Source organism: Pseudonocardia kongjuensis (assembly GCF_039526905.1).
Taxonomy (GTDB): Bacteria; Actinomycetota; Actinomycetes; order Mycobacteriales; family Pseudonocardiaceae; genus Pseudonocardia; species Pseudonocardia kongjuensis.
Genome location: NZ_BAAAJK010000010.1, coordinates 107,290 through 124,821, shown reverse-complemented (window position 1 = coordinate 124,821; position 17,532 = coordinate 107,290). Strand labels below are relative to the sequence as shown.

Sequence of the window (17,532 nt, the reverse complement as noted above, 5' to 3'; positions counted from 1 at the left end):
GCCGTGCGCCGGCGCCGCGGCACGGGCCGGGGCGATGCGGCGCGCCGGCCGGGTGGGCACGGGCCGGGTGGGCACGGACACGGACACGGGCATCACGGGTGCAGCAACACCTTTCCGGTCGGCAGCGGAGCGGACGGGCCGAGCGCCCGCACCGCGTCCTCCAGCACCAGCTCGTCGCTGATCAGCGGCGCCGGCCGCAGCCGCCCGTCGGCGAACGCGGCGACCGCGTACGACCAGGCCCGCGACGGTGCGCCGAACACCGTACGCACCGTCACCGCGGCCTCGACCAGCCCGGCCGGCGACAGCAGGTCGTCGGCGCCGCCGTGCAGCCCGCTCAGCACCACCCGGCCGCCGCGCCGGGTGAGGCCGACCGCCAGCCGGCCGGCCCCGCGGGCCCCGGCCGCCTCCAGGACGACGTCGAACGTCCCGGCGCGGGCGTCCGCCCGGTCCGGCGGGCAGACCCCGGTCGCGCCGGCCGCGGCGGCCGCCGGGCGCGGCCGCGGATCGACGACCAGCAGCTCGGACGGCGAGTGCGCGGCCAGCAGCTGGACGGCGAGCAGTCCCAGCGTCCCGCCGCCGACCACCGCGACGCGCTCGCCGGGCAGCGGCGCGGCCTGGAGCACCGCCTCGGCCATGCAGGCCGCGGGCTCGATGAGCGCGGCGCCGCGCAGGTCGGCGTCGTCGGGCAGCACGTGCAGCAGCCGGGCCGGGAGCCGCAGCTCGTCGGCGCAGGCGCCGGGGCGGGTGAAGCCGGTCTCGTCGTACCCGCTCAGGCACAGGTTGGTCTCGCCGCGGCGGCAGGCGTCGCAGGTGCCGCAGTAGCGGAAGCCCTCGCCGACGACCCGGCGCCCGAGCAGCCGGGGATCGGTCCCCGGCCCGAGCTCGATGACGGTCCCGGACCACTCGTGCCCGGGCACCACCGGGTACCGGACGTAGCCGGGGGCCCGCGTCCCGGCCAGGATCTCCCGGTCCGAACCGCAGATCCCGGCGTACGCGACCCGCACCAGGGCCTCGCCGTGGTCGAGCGGCCCGCCCCGGCCGGCGTCGGCCACCCGCAGCTCACCGGGTCGCTCGACGACCAGCGCCCGCACGCCGCTCACGGGGTGGCGCCCGCCCGCTTCTCCCGGCGCGGGAAGTCCCTGAGCTCGTGCACGCCCACCACCTCGTCGTCGTGTCGCCGTCCGCTGCCGGACCGTGCCGGAGCGGCGGCCCGGGCTCGATTGTTAGCGCTCACACTCATCGTGTCAACGACCTCGCCGTTCGCAGAGGTGTTGAGTCAACCGCCTTGACGAGGTCCCGGCGGACCCCGTGACCACCGGATGTTTACGCTAACAGGCTCGGTCGGGTGAGGCGCTTGACACGGGGCCGCCGCGGCCCTGGGATGGTGCGGCCCGGTCACGCCGCCCAGGGTGCCCGCCGACCGAGGGGAACCGTCATGACCTCCGCAGCCGAGCTCGCCCAGCGCAACCTGTTCGAGGTCTTCGACGAGCGCGATCCCGCCGCGCGGGCCCGGGCCGGCGACGAGATCTACACCGCCGACGTGGCCTTCCACGATCCCGAGGGGACCGTCCGCGGGCCCGCCGCCGTCGTGGCCAAGGCCGGCGCGCTGCTCGACGGGGCGCCCGGGTTCCGGTTCGCCCTGGCGCAGGTCCGCGAGAACCCCGGCGGGCTGAGCGTGCTCGACTGGCGGTTCGGCCCCGAGGGCGGCGATCCGGTCGTCACCGGGACCGACGTCGTGCTGGTCACCGACGGCCGGATCAGCGCGCTGTACACCCTGCTCGGCGGCTGATCCGGCGGCCCGCTCACGGGCTCCCGAACCCGGCCGCCCCGAGCTCGCGGCGGGACCGCACGCCGATCTTCCCGAACACCTTCCTCAGGTGGTACTCGACGGTGTTCGCGCTGATCACCAGCTCGGCGGCGATCTCCGAGTTCGTCGACCCGGCCGCCGCCAGCCGGGCGATCCGGTGCTCCTGCGGGGTCAGCTCCGGGCGTCCGGCGGCCGGCCGGTCCGCGGCGGGCCGGGTGGCCGCCCCGGCCGCGGCCAGCTCGGTGCGGGCGCGCTCGGCGAACCGCGGCGCCCCCATCTGCGTGAACAGCGCGTGCGCGGCGGCCAGCTCGCGCCGGGCGTCGGTGCGCCGGCGCCGGCGCCGCAGCCACTCGCCGTACAGCAGGTGCGCCCGGGCGAGATCGGTGCGCACCACGGTGCCGCGCAGCCGGTCCACCGCCTCCCGGTACAGCGCCTCCGCGTCACCGGCCGCCGCGAGCAGCGCCGCGCTGCGGGCCAGCAGCCCCAGCGCCCACGGCGTCCCGGTGCCGCGGGCCCGGACCGCGAACCGGTCCAGCGCGGCGCGGGCGGCGTCCCGGTCCCCGCCGCGCACCGCGCCCTCCACCAGGTCGGGCAGCGCGAGATGGCCCCAGTACGGCGGATCGTCCCGGTAGACCTCGAGCGCCGCGGCCGCCGCGTCCGCGTAGCGGCCCGCCCCCAGCGCGAGCACCGCCCGGGCGGTCCGGACCAGCTGCACCTGGGCGCCGCCCACCGGTGCCCCCTCGGCGGGCGGGAGCGCGCCGGCGGCCCGGAGCACCCCGTCGCCGTCGTCCCGCCAGGCCCGCAGCAGCGCGTCGTGCGCCCGGCGCAGGTCGGGCGCTCCCCCGGTGACCGCGGCGACCTCGCCCGCCTCGCCGTGGTGCACCTCGGCGTCGTCGAGCCGGCCGGCGAACGTCTCGGTCAGCGCGCGGGACACCAGGGCGCTGCGCAGCGTCGTCGCCGCCCCACCCGAGCGGGCCGCGGCCAGGATCCGGACGGACAGGTCGTCCATCGCCCGGTCGTCGAGCAGTTCCCGGGTGGTGGCCGACAGCAGCGGTGCCCACCGGGTCACGACGTCCGCGGGCAGCGTGCCCGGCGAGCCGTCGACGACCGCCCGCAGCCCGGCCACCGAGCCGTCGATCAGGTGCGCGCGATGTCCCTGCAGCAGGACCGCGACCGGATCGTCCGGGTCCGGCGGCTCCGCCTCCCCCAGGACCGACGCGACCGCGGGCGGGTCCAGCCACGGGACCATGACCAGGGTCTGCAACGTCTCCAGCCGGACCTGTCTGCGCAGCTCGCCGTCGAGCAGCCCGGCGAGCCCGGCCGTCGCACCGAGCATCAGCGACATGCCCTCGCCGATCCGGTCCAGCTGCAGCGCGGCGGCGCCGCGGGCGAGCGCCATCGACTGCGCGACCACCGCGCCCGCACCGGACGGGACCTGCCGCAGCACGGCGTCCGCCCGCTCCGGCATCCCGGCCCGGATGGCCGCGACACCGGCCGCGAACCGGCGCTCCGCCCGCAGCTCCGGATCGGTGCTGAGATCGGCGGCCGCCGCCAGGAACGCCGACTCGGCGCTGTAGCCGGCCCGGTCGCGGGCCCGGCCGGCCGCCGACTCCAGCTCGGCCGCGGCCGCCTCGTCCGCGCCGTCGGTGGCGGCGGCCAGGTGCCACGCGCGGCGGTCGGCGTCGGCGTCCGGGGTGGCCGCGGCGAGCGCGGCGTGCACCCGGCGCCGGGTCGGCTCGTCCGCGCAGGAGTACGCGGCCGACCGCATCAGCGGATGCCGGAACCCGAGCACCGGGTCGAGGACCAGCAGGTCCGACGCCGGCCCGCCCGCGTCGAGCGCGGACACGGCGGTGACGTCGAGCCCGGCCAGCGCCCGGGTGACCAGCTCCGCGTCACCCGTCGGATCCGCGGCGACCACGGCCAGCGCCACCCGGACCGGCTCGGGCAGGCACAGGATCCGGTCCCGGAACCGGTCCTCCAGCGCGCGGCCCATCGGCAGCCGGTGGGCCAGCGGGACGCCGTCGCCGGAGCGGCCGCGCGCGTGCAGCCACTCGGTGGCCAGCTCGCGCACGGCGAGCGGGTTGCCGCCCGACTCGGCGACGACCCGGTCCAGCTCGCGCTCGTCGAAGCGGCCCTGCGCCGCCTCGACGGCCAGCTCCCTGGCGTCCGCCGGGGGCAGCGCGCCGATCCGCAACGCCGGGAGACCGTCCAGCTCCGGGACCCGGTCGGCCGGATCGGTGTCCCGCACCCCGAACAGCAGCACCACCGGATCGGCGTCGAGCCGCCGGGCCAGGAAGGTCAGCGTCTGCAGCGACTCGTGATCGAGCCACTGGGCGTCGTCGCACACGCACAGCAGCGGGACGTCGCCCGCCGCGTCGGTGAGCAGCGTCAGCACCGCCAGGCACACCAGGAAGCGGTCGGACCGGCCGGGGCCCAGACCGAGCGCGGCGTCGAGCGCCGCCCGCTGCGGCTCGCGCAGGATCTGCCTGCGGTCCAGGAACCCGGCGGTGAGCCGGTGCAGCGCGCCGTTGCCCAGCGCCCGCTCCGACTCCACCCCGGTGACGGTGAGCACCCGCATGCCGGTGGCGGCGGCGACCGCCGCGTCCAGCAGCGCGGTCTTGCCGATCCCGGGCTCGCCGCGCAGGACGAGGACCCCGCTCGTGCCGGCGCGGGCCGCGTCCAGGAGCCGGGACAGGGCTCGGAGCTCGGTCGTCCGGCCGCGCAGCCGCATGACCGGGGAAGTTACCGTCCGTGCAGGTCACGTGTCATCACCAGCCGGGCGGGGAGTCACCACCGGCCGCGTCAGGTGTCCCCGATCAGCTCGCGGACCCGGCGCAGCACGTCGAGCTGGGCCGGGTTGTAGAGCTCCTGCATCGCCGTCGCCGCGGTCCGCGCGGCCAGCCGGTCCTCGGGCCGGTCCCCGGACAGCGGTGCGCCGACCCCCGGATGCTCCTTCCGGATCCGCCGGATGTGCGGGGCCATCCGGCGGGCGAGGTCGCTGCGGACGTCGGCGTCGGCGTCGGCGGGGAGCTCGTCGAACTCGCCGTCGGTCGGGTCGGAGGTCGCGGAGCGCAGCAGCTCGGTGTACGCGTCCAGCCGTTGCGACCCGAGCACCCGGCTCATGACGGCGACGAGCGACCGGTCCGCCTCGGACATCCCGGCCGTCGGGACGAGCCCGGGCGGCAGATCGGTGGAGGTGCGGTGGCGCAGGATCAGGGCGAGCTCGACGCGGGCCCGCTGCAGCTGCTCGACGGTCGAGGCGAGCTCGGCGTCCAGGGTGCGCAGCGCCTGCGCGGGATGGTGGTCGTCGTCGCCCATCCCGGCGATCTGGCCGAGCGAGAAGCCCAGGTCGACGAGCCGCTTGATGCGCAGCAGCCGGACCAGGTGCACGACGCCGTACTGCTTGTAGCCGTTCGAGAGCCGCTCGGGCTCGGCGAGGAGCCCGACCTCGTGGTAGTGCCGAACCGCCCGGAGGCTGGTGCCGGCCAGGTCTGCGATCTCACGGGTGCTCCAGGCCATGACCCCACTCCACACCGTGCCCCGACGGCATGGTCAAGCCCGCGCGCGCACGGCGGCGCACCGCGGCCACCGTCAGGAACCCGCGGCCGGGACCGGGGGGACGGTGCCCGCCCCCGGGCCCGGCGCGGCGTCGTCCGGGTCCGGCAGGTCGTCCAGCCGCCGGAAGGCCGGCGCGACCAGCGCGACCACCGCGGCGACGGCCGCGACGGCGGCCAGCACGATCCCGGCGACGTCCAGCCCGGCGAACGAGGCGACCGCGGCGACCGGCGCACCGGTCAGCGCGGGCGCCGCCAGCACCAGGGTGTTCTGGGCGCCCAGCACCCGGCCGCGCATCGGGTCCGGGGTCGCCTCGATCGTCAGCACGCCCAGGATCGCGGCGACCGGGGCGTTGGTGAGACCGACCAGCGCGGCGGCGGCGAGCACCAGCCAGGGCGCGGCCAGGCTCCCGACCAGCCCGAACCCGACACCGAACCCGATCATCCCGACGACGAACCACACCCGGCGCGGCACCCGTCCGGCCAGTGCGGCGTACAGCGCCGACCCGACGACGCCGCCGCCGGCCAGCGCGCTCAGCGTCAGCCCGGTCAGCGCGGGCAGGTCCATCTCGACGAAGTAGGCGGGCAGCACCGTCGTCTGCAGCGACGCGAGCACCGCCACCAGCGCCGCCGACACCAGCGTGGTGCCGAGCACCAGCCGGGTGCGGGCGAGGAACCGCCACGACGCGATCAGGTCCGACATCGCCCCGCGCAGCGCGCCGCGCGCGGCCTGCCGGGCCCGGCCGGCGATCCGGCCGGCCCGCGGGTCCAGCAGCAGCGTCGTCGCCGCGGCGAGCACGCTCGACACGGCCGTCACCCACAGCACCGACGGCGCCGGGCCGAGCAGCGCGATCAGCAGCCCGCCGGCGCCGGGCCCGGCGAGCAGCAGCACGTTGCCGAGGTTCTCCCGGATCGCGATCCACCGCTCCAGCCGGCCGGGGGCGGTGCCGCCGAGCCGCACCAGTGCGGGCAGCAGCGTCTCCTGGGCGGTCATCCCCGGGATCCGGATCATCGCGAGCAGCACCCCGAACACCAGGAACCAGGCCAGGTTCAGCCCCCACATCAGGTCCACCAGCGGCAGCGCGGCCAGCGCGAGCGCGGCGAGCAGGTCCGACGCGACCGCCACCGTCCGCCGGTCGACCCGGTCCACCAGCAGCCCGGAGACCAGCCCGGTCAGCGCGGACGCGGCCGTCGATACCGATGCCAGCACGCCCGCGGCGAGCACGTCGCCGGTGCGGTCGAGCACCAGCAGGGGCAGCACCACCGCGGCGATGCCCCTGCCCAGCAACGACAGCCCGTACGAGGTCAGCCACACCGCCGGGCTGCGCCGGACACCGGCGACGCTCATCGGCCGGACGGGACGAGGCGCTTGGTGCTGCGCCGGAACGCCCACACGACGACGAGTGCGGCCACGATCGTCAGCGGGGTGCCCATCACCACCCGGGCGACGCCCAGCCCGGTCGTGGCCTCGGTGACGTAGAGCCACTGCTGGATCGCGAACCGGGAGCCGAGGACGAGCGCCGCGGCCAGCGTCGCGATGTCGTGTGCGCGCAGGGTGGGCCGGTCGGCCCGCCAGTCGTGGGTGCCGCCGTGCACCAGGTTCCACACCACCCCGGTGATCGGCCGCCGGGCCAGCACGGTCCCGAGGGTGAACACGAAACCGGCGAGCGAGACCCAGATCCCGATCGCGAAGAAGTCCCGTGCCGATCCGGTGACCGCGACCAGCGCGGAGGCGAGCACGACCCCGAGCAGGCTGCCGACGGCCTGCGCGAAGCGCTCACCGCGCAGCAGCCGGTAGCCGAACAGCGCCAGGCCCGATCCGACCGAGATCCCGATCGTCAGCGACAGCGACAGGAACGCGTTCGCGGTGACGAACACGACGACCGGGATCGCCGAGTAGACGAACCCCATCGGGCCGCCCATGTGGTCGAGCAGGGTCATCTCGGCCGGGTCCTTAGGCGCCCCGGCAGGGCCGCCCGGCCGGCCCTGCCCGGCCGGCCCGGCCTGCCCTGCCTGCCCGGCCTGACCCGCCTGCCCGACGACGGGCAGCGGTCCCGTGCCGGCCTCGTCGTCCGGCCGTGTGTCGTCCTGTCGTCCGGTCATGGACATTCGTCCTCCCCTTCGTCCCGGTGATCCGGGAACCAGGAGAGTCGATGCCGTCGCGGCACACTCAACCGCCAGTGACCCAGGTCACCGACGCGTGCGGGCCGGGTGCACGCTCCCCGGCCGGGTCGGCGGGGCGGGACCGGCGCACACCGGCGCCGCCCAGCTCAACCTCGGGATCGGGCTCATGCGCTGGCTCCCGGGCGCCGGGCGCAGGTCGGTCCGCCTGGTGTTCGGCAGCCTGCTCCTGATCATGCCGCTGTCCGGGCTGGTGGGCCTCGGCTACGGGCTCGTCGTCCCGCGGGTCGCCGAGATCGCCGCCGGTGACGCCCCGTTCGGCTGGGGACTGCTGCTGCTCGTGCTCGGCTGCGCCGGCTGGGGCGTGTTCGTCGTCCACGACTTCGTGCTGGTCGCGGTCGGCCGGCCGTGGCTCGCGGTCTGGCGCAGCGGCACCTTCGCGATCGCCCGGATCGGGCTGCTGGCCGCGCTCGGCGGCGGCCTCGCCGCGCAGGGGATGGTGCTGTCCTGGGTGGTCCCGGTGGTGCTGTGGATCGCCGTGGGCACCGTCGTGCTCTGGTTCGTGGTGCGCCGGTTCGCCGCCGCGGGCGACGCGGGGACCCTGCCGGCCCGGGCCTCGATGGCCGCGTTCCTCGCGCCGACCGCGGTGGCCCAGTTCGGCGCGGTGCTGCTCTACAACCAGATCCCGCTGCTCGCGAACTTCCGGATGGGCAACGAGATCGGCGCGGTCTTCTTCATCGCCTGGCAGGCGACCGTCGTCGTCGACACCGCCGCGGTGTTCTTCACGAACTCGCTGGCCGTGCAGACCGCCCGCGAGCCGCACCGGGCCGCCGACCTCGCCCGGTCCACCCGCCGCCGGATGCTGACGGTGTTCGTCCCGCTGCTCGTGCTCGGCGCGGCACTCGGGTGGCCGGTGCTGCGGGTGCTCGGCGAGGGCTACACCGTCGGCGCGCCGGTCCTCGCGGCGCTGCTGGTCGGCGTGCTGTTCCGGCTGATGGTGGTGTTCGAGCTCGCCCGGCGCCAGGCCGACGGCGACGGGTTCGGATACGCGCGGCTCTCGCTGCTCAACTCGGGCCTGGTCGTCGGCTTCGCCTGGCTGGTGCCGCTGCCCGATCCCGGCACGGCGCACCCGGCGCTGGTGATGCTGCCGTTCGTCGTCGGCTACGTCGTCGTCCAGGCGGTGTTCGCGGTCCTGGTCGGCCGGCGGGGGCTCCGGTGAGCCACCCCGCCGGCCGCTGCGAGGCCGGTGCTCAGCTCGCGTTGACCTTCGGCAGGATCTCCTCGTTCAGCCGCTTGAGGTCGTCGAGGGTCTTGCTGGTCGGGACGTCGCGGAACGGCGGCCACAGCAGCGGCATCGTCATCCCGGCCTCCTTGTAGCGCTTCAGCATGTCCTCGATCTGCTGGGCGTTGCCGGCCAGCAGGTTCGTCGCCTTGCCCGCCGGGGTCTGGTCCATCGGCTCGTCGGTGATGACGAACCAGATCATGCTGCACATCTCGAAGCCGTCCGGGAAGCCGCGGCCGAGCTCGCCCAGCTCGCGCTCCATCTCGCCCTTCCAGCGGCGGATGTCCTCGGGCGAGTCCTGGATGCCGATCCAGCCCTGCAGGCCGTACTTGGCGATCCGCTTCGCCGAGCGCTTCGGGTCCTTCAGGCCGGAGAAGAAGATCGGCGGCCCGGGCTGCTGGACCGGCTTGTGGCCGAAGCCGGACAGCGGGAAGTCGGCGAACTCGCCGTGGTACTCGAACAGCTCGTTCGACCAGATGCCCTGCATGATCTCGATCGTCTCGCGGACGTGCGCGTGCCGGCGCGGGAACAGGTGCGCGGCGCTGGCGGCGGCGAACTCCTCGGGCATCCAGCCGGAGCCGACGCCGACGTTCAGCCTGCCGTTCGCGAGGTGGTCCTGGGTGGCGAGCTCGGCGGCCAGCACGCCCGGCGAGCGGTAGGGGGTGTCGATGATGCTCATGCCGATCCGGACCTTCTCGGTCTTCGCGGCGAGCCACGGGATCAGCGTCATGCCCTGGAACCACTTGCCGGCCGCGACCACCGGCAGCCCCCTGGGCAGGTCGTCCATCATGCCGAACGGGTACTGCAGCTCCAGGCGGTCCGAGCTCTCCGGGACGATGATCCGGTCCAGCGTCCAGACCGAGTCGAAGTCCAGGTCCTCGGCGAGGACGGTCAGGTCCTCCAGCTCCTTCACCGTGACGTGGTCGCGGAAGTTGGGCAGGTAGAGAGCGAGCTTCATCGGTCGGTCCCCTCGACACGTCGTCGTCGGCGCCCGGTCCGGGCCTGCGGGACCGGCGCACGCGGATGCAGGACCGACCTTCCCGCGGTCCGCTCAACCCCGCGTCATGTGGATCTCAACGCATTCTCAACCGGGGCCGTCGGACGGCGTCGCAGCCCTATGTTCCGAGGATGACCGACATCCTGTGGAGCCCGTCCGACGCCCGCGTCGAGTCGTCCGCGCTGCGCGGATTCCTCGACTGGCTGCAGGAGCGCGAGGGCCGGGACTTCCCCGACCACGACGCCCTCTGGGAGTGGTCGGTCGCGGACATCGACCGGTTCTGGACCGCCGTCGTCGAGTACTACGAGGTCGAGCTGTCCACGCCGTGGACGCAGGTGCGGACCGCCGATCCGATGCCGCACACCCGCTGGTTCACCGGGGCCCGGCTGAACTGGGCGCGGCACGCGCTGCGCCACGGGGCCGACGACGCCGCCGCGCTGGTGTGCGTGCAGGAGGGCGGCGGGCCCGCCCGGGAGATCACCTGGGGCGAGCTGCGCGGCTCGGTCGCCGCGGCCGCGGCCTGGCTGCGCCGGGCCGGGGTGCGGCCCGGGGACCGGGTCGCCGCCTACCTGCCCGACACCGAGCACGCGGTGATCGGCGTGCTCGCCACGGCCGCCGTCGGGGCCGTGTGGGCGTGCTGCTCCCCCGACTTCGGCGCCGACGGGACGATCGGCCGGCTGGCCCAGCTGGAGCCGACCGTGCTCGTCGCCGCCGACGGGTACCACTGGAACGGCCGCGAGATCGACCGCGGCGACGTCGTCGCGCAGCTGCGGGCGAACCTGCCGACGGTCCGGCACGTGGTGCACGTCCCGTACCTGTCCGACCGGCCCGCCCCGGACGGCAGCACGCCGTGGGCCGAGCTGCTCGCCGAACCCGCCCCGCTCGAGTTCGCACAGGTCGAGTTCTCGCACCCGCTCTGGGTGCTGTTCACCTCCGGCACCACCGGGCTGCCCAAGGGCCTGGTGCACGGGCACGGCGGGATCACCCTGGAGGGCCTCCGGTGGGCCGGGCTGTACTGCGGCCTGCGCGAGGGCGAGCGGATGTTCGCCTTCACCTCCACCGGCTGGGCACTGTGGAACATGCAGCTCGGCGCGCTCACCCGGGGCGCGACGATCGTGCTGTACGAGGGCAGCCCCGGCCACCCGGCGGGCGCCGTGTTCGAGGTCGCCGCCCGCACCCGCGCGGACCTCCTGCTGCTCGGCGCCGCCGTGGTCACCGCGACCGCGAACACCGGGGTGTCGCCCCGGTCCGAGCACGACCTGGGCCGGCTGCGGCACGTCATGGTCAGCGGCTCGGCGCTGCCGTCGGCGGGCTACCACTGGATCCTCGAGCACGTCGGCCCGCACGTGCGGATCGACTCCACCAGCGGCGGCACCGACATCTCCGGCGCGTTCGTCGGCGGCAACGAGTACGCCCCGGTGCGGGTCGGCCGGATCGGCGGGCGGCTGGCCGGCGTCGACTGCGCCGCCTGGGACGAGGACGGGCGGCCGGTGGTCGGCACGGTCGGGGACCTCGTCCTCACCCAGCCGCTGCCGTCGATGCCGGTGTACCTGTGGAACGACCCGGACGCGGTGCGCTACACCGAGTCCTACTTCGACACCTGGCCCGGGGTCTGGCGGCACGGGGACTGGGTGACCTTCCATCCCGAGGGCGACGTGTCCATCCACGGCCGGTCCGACTCCACCCTGAACCGGCAGGGTGTACGGCTGGGCAGCAGCGACTTCTACGACGTGCTGGAGACGCTCCCGGAGATCGCCGAGACCCTGGTCGTCGGCGTCGAGGAGCCCGACGACGGCTACTGGCTCGGCCTGTTCGTCGTCCCGGCCGAGGGGCATGTGCTCGACGACGCGCTGCGGGCCACCGTCGTGGACACCCTGCGGTCCCGGCTCACCCCGCGGCACGTCCCGGACGAGATCATCGAGGCGCCCGGCGTGCCGCACACGCTCAGCGGCAAGCGGCTCGAGGTCCCGATCAAGAAGCTGCTGGCCGGGCGGCCACTGGAGAAGGCCGCGAACATCGCCTCCGTCGACGACCCGGACACCCTGCGCTGGTACGCCGGGTTCGCCCGGCGCCGGGCCCGGCGGACCGGCTGAGCTGCGCGCGCCGATACGATCGTCGTCCCTCCCGTCATCCCGTCCAGGAGGACTGCACGGTGGACGACCACGTCCGGAGCTGGTTCGGCCGCCGGACCTGGCACGACTCGGGGATGCCGGTCGACCGGCTGCGCGCGTCCCGGCACCGCCGGACCGTCTCGGTGGTGCTGCCGGCGCTGGACGAGGAGGCCACGGTCGGCGCGCTCGTCGCCGGGCTGGTGCCGCTGACCCGCGGCCCGGATCCGCTGGTCGGCGAGGTGGTCGTCGTCGACTCCGGCTCCACCGACCGCACCCGCGAGGTCGCGGCCGCCGCCGGGGCCCGGGTGGTCACCCGTGAGGAGGCGCTGCCGGACGTGCCGGTCCGCCCCGGCAAGGGCGAGGTGCTCTGGCGTTCGCTGGCCGCGACCACCGGTGATGTCCTGGTGTTCGTCGACTCCGACCTGGTCGAGGCCGACCCGGCCGCACTCGTCGGCTCGCTGCTCGAACCGCTGTTCCAGGACGACCGGATCGCCCTGGTCAAGGGCTTCTACCGGCGCCCGCTGCGGCTGGCGGGGACCGAGGCCGCGACCGGCGGCGGCCGGGTCACCGAGCTCACCGTGCGCCCGCTGCTGGCCGCCCTGCAGCCCGATCTGGCCGGGGTGGTCCAGCCGCTCGGCGGCGAGTACGCGGCCACCCGCGAACTGCTGGAGTCGCTGCCGTTCGCGGCCGGCTACGGCGTCGAGATCGGCCTGCTGATCGACACCCTGCGCCGGCGCGGGCTGGACGCCATCGCGCAGGTCGATCTCGGCGTGCGGAAGCACCGCAACCGGACGTTGCTCGAGCTCGGGGTGATGGCCCGGCAGATCGTCGACACGGTGCTGCGCCGCGACGGGACCGGCGCGCCGGGGGGTGCGCCGAGCATCGTCCAGTTCGGCCGGTCCGGGGAGCGGTGGGTTCCGCAGGAGCACCGGGTGGACGGGACCGACCGGCCCCCGATGTGCGATCTCCGGCCGGCGGGCACCGGAGCGGCCACCGGGACCGCGCCGACCGTCATCTCCTCGTAGCAGTACCCGACCCCGGACGCCCGCACCGCGCGCAGCACCTGCGCGAGCCGGCCCGGTGGTCGTCTGCGGGTCAGCCGGGCAGGATCGCCTCCGCGATCGTCCTCGCGGAGCCGGCCGCCGTGCGGGTGGAGCCGGTGTTCGCGGCGATGTTCGCGCCGTCGAACAGCAGCACCAGCTGGGCGACGAGCTGATCGGGATCGTCGACGCCGAGCTGCGTCACCGGCTCGCGGAACAGCGCGTGCAGCCAGGAACGGAACTTCCTGACGGCCAGGTCCTTCGGGCTCCCGGCACGGGTGTCGGCGGAGGAGTTGTTCAGCGCGCAGCCACGGAAGTCGGGCTCGGTGAAGATGGTGCCGAGCTCGTCGAAGATCGCGAGGATCTTCGCTCGGGGGTGCTCCTGCCGTTGCACCGCGTCGGCGATCCGCCCGACCCACCGGGCGTGCTGGCGGAGGTAGTACTCGGTGACCAGCTCCGCCTTGCCGCTGAAGTTGTAGTAGAGGGAGCCCTTGGCGACTCCGGACTCCTCGAGGATCCGGTCGATGCCGACCGCGTCGGTCCCCTCCGCGTCGAAGAGCCGGTCCGCGGTCTCCAGGAGGCGATCGCGGGCCGACCGCTTTCCCGGAGTCGCCACGGAGGTCATGCCACGACTGTAACCGTCACACCACGGTCCGGCCGCCGTCCACCGCGATGGTGGTCCCGTGGATGTAGGAGGCCCTCGGTCCGGCCAGGAACGCGATGACCTCACCGATCTCGGCCGGCTCCGCGACGCGACCGAGCGGGATGTCCGGGATGTGGCTCTCGAGCAGCTCGCGGATCTCCTTCCGGGTGTACACCGGTCCCGGGGACACCGCGTTGACCCGCACGTTCGACGCCCCGTACTCGACCGCCCACGAGCGGGTCAGCGAGCTGACGGCCGCCTTGGTCGCGGCGTACGCCGAGTCGTAGGCCTGGCCGATGACCGCCGACCCGCTGCTCACGTTGACGACGGCGCCCCCGCCGCGCTCGACCATGAGCGGAGCGAGTGCGGTGGTGAGCAGGTAGGCGCTGCGCACGTTGCTCTCGAACACCCGGGCGTAGTCGTCCAGCCCGATGTCGGCGCTCGGCCCGAACCACCCCACGGCCGCGTTGTTGACGAGCACGTCGATGCGGCCCGCCTCACCGACGAGGCGGGCGATCTCGCCGGGATCGCGGAGATCGGCGGCGATGAAGCGAGCGTCGACGTGGCTCGCCTTGAGATCACGGACGACGCCCTCGCCGCGCTCGACGTCACGTCCGTGCACCACCACGTCGGCCCCCTGCGCGGCCAGCGCACGTGCGGTCGCAGCACCGATCCCCGTCGTCGCACCCGTCACGAGGGCGGTCTTGCCGGTCAGGTCGCTCACGTCAGCTCCTTTGAACAGGTTGGTCTAAAACCAAGTTAGACCAACCTGTCTAAGAGCGCCACCGGGGTGTCGCCGGGCCGGGAGGTGCGCCGAGCATCGTCCAGTTCGGCCGGTCCCGGGGGGTGGTGGGTCCCGCAGGAGCACCGGGTGGGAGGGACCGACCGGCCCCGATCTGTGGCCTGCGGCCGGCGCCCGACCGCCCGCCGGAACCCCGGCGGCTCTGCGGTGAAATCGCGCCGGGTCGCGGGCCCCGCCGACACCCGGCGCCGACGGGCACAGCGGCCGGAACCACGGGCCGGGACGGGCCGGAAACGCAGAAGGCCGGAACCATCGAACTGGTTCCGGCCGGCGATCAGGCCGCGCTCAGGGGCCGCGCTTTCCAGCACGTCTCTCCGCAATCGAGATGACCATGAACGTCCACGGCCACGTGATTCCAGAGACCCAACGCGTCGCACCCGAACAGCTCGATGACGAGCTGGACCGCCGAGAACGTTGCCGTCCGCGATAGCTGTCCAGCCGGGCAAGAAAAAAGCCAGAACCGAAGTTCTGGCTGATGAAGAAGGGTGGAGCTGAGGGGATTCGAACCCCTGACCCCTTGACTGCCAGTCAAGTGCGCTACCAGCTGCGCCACAGCCCCTTGCGACATGCAGAACAGTACACGGCGCCGTCCCGGCCCCGGACAGGGGGGTGCCTGTTCCGCGGGCGCCCGCCGGCGTGCCGCCGCCACCGCGCTCCGACCTCGGACGACCGTCCACCCCCGCTCCCCGCGGCCTCCCCGGACGGCGCGGCGGTCGCCGGTGACACTCCGGCCCCGGGCCGGTCCCCCGGCGCCGGGAGGCCGGCGCCGGCCCCGACGTCGTCGGCGGGAACCTCGGGCCCGGACCGGATCAGCCGGTGCACCCCTGGTCCGGGCCGGCGGTCCCGCGGAGCCGCCGCAGCGCCTGGTCACCGGTCCAGAACTCGTCGAACCCGTGATCGGCGTAGCGGTCGGCCACGACGTGCATCGCGATGTCGTGCCGCACGTAGTCGACGGCGAGCAGGACGGCCGCCGGGTCGTCGGTGTACAGCCCCCAGGTGCGGTCGGCGGTCAGTCCGCCGATCACCGCCTGACTGCGGTCCGCGACGACGACCAGCAGCCGCTGCCCCAGGTTCTCCTCGACCGCCTCCGGGCTGGAGTAGCGGTGCTCGGTGGTCCAGCCGACCGGGTCGCCGTCGTCACCGAACACCACCCGGCGCACGGCGACGCCGCGCTCCTCGGCGCGGCGGGCGCCCGGGGTGAGCGCGTCGAGGTCGTCCGGCCAGCCGGACATGTACAGCTCGCCCTCGGCCGCGGTGACGACGTCCTCGGCCCGCTCGAGCAGGGTGCTGCGCTCGGCGAGGGAGTGCACCAGCCGGACCGGCGGCGGCGTCGCCAGCCGGGGCAGCTCGTCCTCCAGGACCTGGATGGTGCGGTCGAACTCGCGGCGCATCCGCTCCAGCAGCGAGCGCGGCGGGAGCGGGACGTAGCCGACCGAGTCGTCGTCGGTGCGCACCTCGTACGCCGCGCCGCGCCCGACGAGCTTGCCGAGGGTCTCGTACACGGTGCTCCGGGGAACCCCGGAGCGCTTGGCCACCTCGTAGCCGTTGACCGGCTCGGCGGCGAGGACCAGCGCCACGTAGGCCTTGGCCTCGTAGCCGGACATGCCGAGGCGTTGCAGCTCTCCGGTCACGTGCTGCACGGACATTGCGGGATCATCTCAATCAATCGTTCGACGCCGTCGTGCGTCCGGTGCCATCACCGCGACGCGGCCCCGGCACGCAGGGCCCGCGAATGAATCGATCGTGAACGATCGAATGCTACGGGGCGCTGCTCCCCTTCATCACAATCATTGATCCGGCGCCGCCCCGCTGTCCATGCCGTCCGTCCTCATCGCCGACGCGGCCTCGGTCAGGATCGCCCGCATCGCCGTCTCCGCGGCGGCGCCGTCGCCGCACCGGACCGCGTCGGCGACGTCGCCGTGCAGCCGGATCGCCGCCGGCTCCGGCCGGTCGGGCATCAGGTGGTGCCGGGTCCGGCCGGCGAGCACCTCCGCGACCGTGTCACCCAGCGCCGCGAGCATCTCGTTGCCGGACGCGGCGAGCAGGGTCCGGTGGAACCGGACGTCGGCGCCCAGATACGCGGCGAGATCGCCGCTGCGGCCGTGCACGGTCATGTCCATCACCGCACCGACCAGCTCGCCGCACTGCTCGGGGGTCGCCCGGGTGGCCGCGAGCAGCGCCGCGACCGGCTCGATCCCGTGCCGCAGCTCGGACAGCGAGCGCAGCTGCCCGGCCCGCTCCGCCCCGTCCAGCCGCCAGCGGATCACCCGCGGATCGAGCACGTTCCAGTGCTCGCGGGGGGCGACCGTCGTCCCGACCCGGCGGCGGCTCTGCACCAGTCCCATCGACTCGAGGACCCGCACGGCCTCGCGCACGACGGTCCGTGAGACCCCGTAGCGTTCGCCCAGCTCGTCGGCCCGCAGGACGGTGCCCGGCGGGATCCCGCCACCCGCGACGCGCGCCCCGAGCCGGTCGACGACGTCGGCGTGCAGACCCGCACCGATCTCGCGCCCGTCGTTCATCCGCCGCATGCTCGCACATTGGACATATCTGAATCGATACGATCTTGAATAAGTACTACTTATGACGCAGGCTGGTCGGTACCGGCCGGGCAGTCCGGCTCGCGTCCGGTGCCGTACCCCGAGGAGCCGCTGCAGTGACGCACCAGCCGCAGGACGTCCAGCGACCACCGTTGATCGTGGTGATGGGGGTGTCGGGATCCGGCAAGTCCACGGTCGGCGCCGCGCTCGCCGACCGGCTCGGCCTCGCCTTCACCGACGCCGACGGCCTGCACCCCCCGGCGAACGTCGCGAAGATGAGCTCCGGTGTCCCGCTCACCGACGACGACCGGTGGCCCTGGCTGGACGCCGTCGGCGCCGAGCTGTCCGGCCACGACGACGACGGGCTGGTCGTCGCCTGCTCGGCGCTGCGCCGCAGCTACCGGGACCGGATCCGGGCGCACGCCCCGCGCACCGCCTTCCTGCACCTGGCCGGCGGACGCGAGGTCCTCGCCGCCCGGATGGCCGGGCGCGCCGGGCACTTCATGCCGCCTGCTCTGCTCACCTCCCAGCTCGACACGCTCGAGCCGCTCGCCACCGGGGAGGCGGGCACCACCCTGGACATCGACGCCCCGGTCGGCGAGCTCGTCGAGGCCGGCGCCGCCGACCTGGGTTGA

The 17,532-nt window shown here is 74.8% G+C and carries 16 protein-coding genes and 1 tRNA gene; 5 read left to right on the top strand and 12 right to left on the bottom strand.

The features are described from left to right. Positions 1–92: 92 nt before the first annotated feature. Positions 93–1,100 (bottom strand): zinc-dependent alcohol dehydrogenase, encoded by a 1,008-nt coding sequence (locus ABD160_RS14605; protein ID WP_344022572.1) that lies wholly within the window; start codon positions 1,098–1,100, stop codon positions 93–95. Further along, a complete protein-coding gene (locus ABD160_RS14600) occupies positions 1,097–1,240 on the bottom strand; it encodes a hypothetical protein (RefSeq protein ID WP_344022569.1) in 144 nt (47 codons plus the stop codon). The genes ABD160_RS14605 and ABD160_RS14600 overlap by 4 nt, the downstream gene beginning before the upstream one ends. Before the next feature lie 195 nt (positions 1,241–1,435). On the opposite strand from ABD160_RS14600, the gene ABD160_RS14595 reads away from it, so the two are divergent. Then, positions 1,436–1,789 (top strand): nuclear transport factor 2 family protein, encoded by a 354-nt coding sequence (locus tag ABD160_RS14595; protein WP_344022567.1) that lies wholly within the window; start codon positions 1,436–1,438, stop codon positions 1,787–1,789. Positions 1,790–1,802: 13 nt separating this feature from the next. Here the strand turns inward: ABD160_RS14595 and ABD160_RS14590 are convergent, their stop codons facing one another. The 4 genes from ABD160_RS14590 to ABD160_RS14575 all read right to left on the bottom strand — a co-directional run bounded on the left by ABD160_RS14590 (position 1,803) and on the right by ABD160_RS14575 (position 7,464). Further along, positions 1,803–4,538: an AAA family ATPase gene (locus tag ABD160_RS14590; RefSeq protein ID WP_344022565.1), complete on the bottom strand. Its 2,736-nt coding sequence runs from the start codon at positions 4,536–4,538 to the stop codon at positions 1,803–1,805. 71 nt (positions 4,539–4,609) lie between these two features. Further along, on the bottom strand, positions 4,610–5,326 hold the full coding sequence (locus tag ABD160_RS14585; RefSeq protein ID WP_344022563.1) for a helix-turn-helix domain-containing protein: 717 nt from the start codon (positions 5,324–5,326) through the stop codon (positions 4,610–4,612). A gap of 72 nt (positions 5,327–5,398) precedes the next feature. Next, on the bottom strand, positions 5,399–6,709 hold the full coding sequence (locus tag ABD160_RS14580) for an MFS transporter (RefSeq protein WP_344022561.1): 1,311 nt from the start codon (positions 6,707–6,709) through the stop codon (positions 5,399–5,401). Beyond that, on the bottom strand, positions 6,706–7,464 hold the full coding sequence (locus tag ABD160_RS14575; protein WP_344022559.1) for a DUF3159 domain-containing protein: 759 nt from the start codon (positions 7,462–7,464) through the stop codon (positions 6,706–6,708). The genes ABD160_RS14580 and ABD160_RS14575 overlap by 4 nt, the downstream gene beginning before the upstream one ends. Before the next feature lie 97 nt (positions 7,465–7,561). On the opposite strand from ABD160_RS14575, the gene ABD160_RS14570 reads away from it, so the two are divergent. Beyond that, positions 7,562–8,701 (top strand): hypothetical protein, encoded by a 1,140-nt coding sequence (locus ABD160_RS14570; RefSeq protein WP_344022557.1) that lies wholly within the window; start codon positions 7,562–7,564, stop codon positions 8,699–8,701. Positions 8,702–8,732: 31 nt separating this feature from the next. On the opposite strand, the gene ABD160_RS14565 is transcribed toward ABD160_RS14570, so the two are convergent. Next, positions 8,733–9,722 carry an LLM class flavin-dependent oxidoreductase gene (locus ABD160_RS14565; RefSeq protein WP_344022555.1) on the bottom strand — a complete coding sequence of 330 codons (990 nt, stop codon included), beginning with the start codon at positions 9,720–9,722 and terminating at the stop codon, positions 8,733–8,735. A 170-nt stretch (positions 9,723–9,892) separates the two neighbouring features. On the opposite strand from ABD160_RS14565, the gene ABD160_RS14560 reads away from it, so the two are divergent. Next, positions 9,893–11,854 (top strand): acetoacetate--CoA ligase, encoded by a 1,962-nt coding sequence (locus ABD160_RS14560; protein WP_344022553.1) that lies wholly within the window; start codon positions 9,893–9,895, stop codon positions 11,852–11,854. Between the two features lie 59 nt (positions 11,855–11,913). Then, the gene (locus ABD160_RS14555; RefSeq protein ID WP_344022551.1) at positions 11,914–12,897 is read left to right on the top strand and encodes a glucosyl-3-phosphoglycerate synthase; all 984 of its coding nucleotides are present in this window, start codon (positions 11,914–11,916) and stop codon (positions 12,895–12,897) included. Between the two features lie 70 nt (positions 12,898–12,967). Here ABD160_RS14555 and ABD160_RS14550 read toward each other — a convergent pair whose 3' ends face one another. The 5 genes from ABD160_RS14550 to ABD160_RS14530 form a co-directional block, all read right to left on the bottom strand. Then, positions 12,968–13,537 carry a TetR/AcrR family transcriptional regulator gene (locus ABD160_RS14550; RefSeq protein WP_344022549.1) on the bottom strand — a complete coding sequence of 190 codons (570 nt, stop codon included), beginning with the start codon at positions 13,535–13,537 and terminating at the stop codon, positions 12,968–12,970. 16 nt (positions 13,538–13,553) lie between these two features. After that, positions 13,554–14,279 carry an SDR family NAD(P)-dependent oxidoreductase gene (locus tag ABD160_RS14545; RefSeq protein WP_344022547.1) on the bottom strand — a complete coding sequence of 242 codons (726 nt, stop codon included), beginning with the start codon at positions 14,277–14,279 and terminating at the stop codon, positions 13,554–13,556. A gap of 564 nt (positions 14,280–14,843) precedes the next feature. After that, positions 14,844–14,916 (bottom strand) — tRNA-Ala (locus tag ABD160_RS14540). Positions 14,917–15,166: 250 nt separating this feature from the next. Then, positions 15,167–16,003 carry a TrmB family transcriptional regulator gene (locus ABD160_RS14535; RefSeq protein ID WP_344022545.1) on the bottom strand — a complete coding sequence of 279 codons (837 nt, stop codon included), beginning with the start codon at positions 16,001–16,003 and terminating at the stop codon, positions 15,167–15,169. Between the two features lie 141 nt (positions 16,004–16,144). After that, positions 16,145–16,879 (bottom strand): FadR/GntR family transcriptional regulator, encoded by a 735-nt coding sequence (locus ABD160_RS14530; protein ID WP_344022544.1) that lies wholly within the window; start codon positions 16,877–16,879, stop codon positions 16,145–16,147. A gap of 134 nt (positions 16,880–17,013) precedes the next feature. Here ABD160_RS14530 and ABD160_RS14525 point away from each other — a divergent pair, with 134 nt between their 5' ends. Continuing rightward, on the top strand, positions 17,014–17,532 hold the full coding sequence (locus tag ABD160_RS14525; RefSeq protein ID WP_344022543.1) for a gluconokinase: 519 nt from the start codon (positions 17,014–17,016) through the stop codon (positions 17,530–17,532).

Excerpts from the sequence above, each read along its gene's own strand:
- ABD160_RS14600 (WP_344022569.1), bottom strand. The coding sequence starts at position 1,240 with ATGAGTGTGAGCGCTAACAATCGAGCCCGGGCCGCCGCTCCGGCACGG.
- ABD160_RS14595 (WP_344022567.1), top strand. The coding sequence starts at position 1,436 with ATGACCTCCGCAGCCGAGCTCGCCCAGCGCAACCTGTTCGAGGTCTTC.
- ABD160_RS14590 (WP_344022565.1), bottom strand. The coding sequence starts at position 4,538 with ATGCGGCTGCGCGGCCGGACGACCGAGCTCCGAGCCCTGTCCCGGCTC.
- ABD160_RS14585 (WP_344022563.1), bottom strand. The coding sequence starts at position 5,326 with ATGGCCTGGAGCACCCGTGAGATCGCAGACCTGGCCGGCACCAGCCTC.
- ABD160_RS14580 (WP_344022561.1), bottom strand. The coding sequence starts at position 6,709 with ATGAGCGTCGCCGGTGTCCGGCGCAGCCCGGCGGTGTGGCTGACCTCG.
- ABD160_RS14575 (WP_344022559.1), bottom strand. The coding sequence starts at position 7,464 with ATGACCGGACGACAGGACGACACACGGCCGGACGACGAGGCCGGCACG.
- ABD160_RS14565 (WP_344022555.1), bottom strand. The coding sequence starts at position 9,722 with ATGAAGCTCGCTCTCTACCTGCCCAACTTCCGCGACCACGTCACGGTG.
- ABD160_RS14560 (WP_344022553.1), top strand. The coding sequence starts at position 9,893 with ATGACCGACATCCTGTGGAGCCCGTCCGACGCCCGCGTCGAGTCGTCC.
- ABD160_RS14550 (WP_344022549.1), bottom strand. The coding sequence starts at position 13,537 with ATGACCTCCGTGGCGACTCCGGGAAAGCGGTCGGCCCGCGATCGCCTC.
- ABD160_RS14535 (WP_344022545.1), bottom strand. The coding sequence starts at position 16,003 with ATGTCCGTGCAGCACGTGACCGGAGAGCTGCAACGCCTCGGCATGTCC.
- ABD160_RS14530 (WP_344022544.1), bottom strand. The coding sequence starts at position 16,879 with ATGAACGACGGGCGCGAGATCGGTGCGGGTCTGCACGCCGACGTCGTC.